The 2,455-nt window shown below is 64.4% G+C and carries 3 protein-coding genes and 1 pseudogene; 2 read left to right on the top strand and 2 right to left on the bottom strand.

Annotation, left to right across the window (positions count from 1 at the left end):
* Window positions 1–397 (bottom strand): annotated as a pseudogene (locus NKJ08_RS38435) (GNAT family N-acetyltransferase); the annotation flags it as partial.
* 90 nt (window positions 398–487) lie between these two features.
* Between NKJ08_RS38435 and NKJ08_RS38430 the strand changes: the two are divergent.
* The gene (locus NKJ08_RS38430) at window positions 488–1,546 is read left to right on the top strand and encodes a polysaccharide deacetylase family protein (protein ID WP_352525232.1); all 1,059 of its coding nucleotides are present in this window, start codon (window positions 488–490) and stop codon (window positions 1,544–1,546) included.
* Here the strand turns inward: NKJ08_RS38430 and NKJ08_RS38425 are convergent.
* Window positions 1,543–1,770 (bottom strand): DUF2842 domain-containing protein, encoded by a 228-nt coding sequence (locus NKJ08_RS38425; RefSeq protein WP_352525230.1) that lies wholly within the window; start codon window positions 1,768–1,770, stop codon window positions 1,543–1,545. The genes NKJ08_RS38430 and NKJ08_RS38425 overlap by 4 nt on opposite strands.
* Before the next feature lie 151 nt (window positions 1,771–1,921).
* Between NKJ08_RS38425 and NKJ08_RS38420 the strand changes: the two genes are divergently transcribed.
* Window positions 1,922–2,455: COX15/CtaA family protein (locus NKJ08_RS38420; protein ID WP_352786346.1), on the top strand; the 534-nt coding region annotated here is incomplete at its 3' end.

Below are 2,455 nucleotides of genomic sequence, written 5' to 3'. Positions count from 1 at the left end.
CCAGCATCGAACGGATCGCCGCGATATCGGCATTCGCCAGCCATTGCGGGTCGGCGGCGGCAAAATTGCCGTTGGCATGGCGGCTGCCCATGAAGCGGGCAACGCGGAATGCTCCGCTGCGGGTGACCTCCAGCGCCAGCGAGAAAACCGGCCTGTCGTCGGCGCGCAGCGTCGCAACGACAACGTCGGCGCCGGTATGTGCGGCCCAGTTCAGGATCCAGCCTGCGCTCTGCGCCGGGGCAAATAGCGCCGAACAGCAGAATTCGGCATACGCCGCCAGCGCCGCACTATCGGCAACCGAGGTCGACAGGCCGGCTTTGTCGGCCGGCAAGGCACACGGCGACGCCTCGCTGACTGCCAGCCGATTGCCGTCAAATGACGCGGTGGCGTCAACCATACCTCAATCCTTAGGGCGTATTCGTCGCGATTGGAGGTCCGCGCAGGGGCATTTCCATGCTTGATGAGCCTAGGCGCAAAAGGTGAATGAATGATCGACGGGGGCGAGGCAATCCGCAAACTGGCGCTCAATCTCGCCCGCTATTCCGGTCTCGCGCCTCTGGCCAAGCCGTTTATCGGCGGCATCGGCGCCATCCTGATGCTGCATCGGGTCACCGCGACGCCGGAAAAGCCGAACGGCGTCAACCGCCACTTGAACATCGCGCCCGGGTTTCTCGATGCCGTGATCGCCGACATGAAGGCGAACGGCTACAAGTTCGTCACGCTAGACGAGGCGATCGAGCGCATCAAGGCCGGCGACAAGGACGGCCAGTTCGCGACGATCACCGCCGACGACGCCTATCGAGACAACATGACCGAGGCGCTGCCGGTGCTGGAGAAGCACGGCGCGGCGATCACCATCTACGTCGCGCCGGGACTGATCGACGGTGCTGCCGATTTGTGGTGGGACGTGGTCGAGGACATCGTCAATGCGCGCGATCGCCTGACGCTGACGACGCCGGACGGCCCGGTGACGGTCGACTGCTCGAGTCCGGGAAAAAAGGTCCAGGCCAATGCGCGCCTGCACGCCTATCTGACGCTGAAGGTGCGCGAGCAGGATCAGCGTGCGGTGTTGCGCGATCTGGCGCGTTCGAACGGCATCGAGTTGGATGGGCTGCGCCCGAGCACGCTGATGAATTGGGACGAGATCCGCACCATGGCCGCGCACCCGCTGGTGACGATCGGCGCGCATAGCGTCAATCATTGCAATCTGAAGCGGCTTTCCGAGAGCGACGCGCGGCATGAGATCGGCGACGTCAAGCGCATATTGCAGGCCAAACTCGGCGAGGCGCCGCACCATTTCGCCTATCCCTACGGTTATGCCAGCGCCGTCGGCCGCCGCGAAGTAGGCCTTGTCCGCGGTGCCGGCTATGCCTCGGCGGTGACGACCCGCCACGGCATACTCCGCGCCGAGCATGCCGGCTTCCTGCATGCCCTACCGCGCATTTCGGTCAATGGCCGCTATCAGAGCGTCGCCCACATCCGAACCATGTTGTCGGGCGTGACGACGCCGCTGGCCAATGCCGGCAAGATGGTGGTGACAATCTAGCTGTGGCCTCGGCCCTTCGGCCGCGGCTCCAGGATCAGCCATTTGATGATACCCATTGCCGGCAGCACCCACAAAAGCCCGCTGAGCAGGAAGAAGATAAAGTGCGTCAGGGGCCCGGACTGCGACAGCTGCGCAACCGCCACGATTGAGGCGACCAGCGCATAGACGACGACCAGCACAACCAGCAGGAAGCTTCCGATCAGCTTTTTCAGGCGAATGGGCATGGCGCGATCTCGTTGATCGCTATCGCTTAGGCCGAACAGCCGATACGCGCAACCCGCCAGAAACGGCGCGACGGCGTGCCGCGCCGCCCGGCCTTGCAAGCCGGGTTGCGATGGTTCACCAATCCGCGACTTCAACTGCCGGGGCAAACCCATGGCTGCTGCCATATCCGACGCCGCGCCTTTCGCGGCCCGCGATCGCGACCTTCGCAACCGTGCGCTGGTGCGCGGTTGGCTCTATGTCGTGCTCCTGGTGCTGTTTGCGCTGGTGCTGGTCGGCGGCGCCACAAGGCTCACCGATTCCGGCCTGTCGATCACCGAATGGCAGCCGATCCATGGCGTCATCCCGCCGCTCAATGATGCCGAGTGGCAGGAGGAGTTTCAGCGCTACCAGCAGATCCCGCAGTATGCCGAACTCAACAAGGGCATGAGCATCGAGGCGTTCAAGTCGATCTTCTGGTGGGAATGGGTGCACCGCATCCTGGCGCGCAGTGTCGGGGTGGTTTTCGCCTTGCCGCTGCTGTTCTTCTGGGTGACGCGGCGCATCGAGCGCGGCCTCGGCACGAAATTGCTGGGCATTCTCCTTCTCGGCGGCCTGCAGGGCGCGATAGGCTGGTGGATGGTGGCGTCCGGGCTGGCCGACCGGGTTTCGGTCAGCCAGTACCGGCTGGCGACACATCTGACGCTG

The sequence above is a fragment of the Mesorhizobium sp. M0244 genome (assembly GCF_040321795.1).
In the GTDB taxonomy this organism is placed as follows: Bacteria; Pseudomonadota; Alphaproteobacteria; order Rhizobiales; family Rhizobiaceae; genus Mesorhizobium.
Note: the sequence above shows the minus strand (reverse complement) of the source record. Positions and strands in the feature narration are given on the sequence as shown.

Coding starts and splice junctions, on each gene's coding strand:
- NKJ08_RS38425 (WP_352525230.1), bottom strand. CDS start 1,770: ATGCCCATTCGCCTGAAAAAGCTGATCGGAAGCTTCCTGCTGGTTGTG.
- NKJ08_RS38430 (WP_352525232.1), top strand. CDS start 488: ATGATCGACGGGGGCGAGGCAATCCGCAAACTGGCGCTCAATCTCGCC.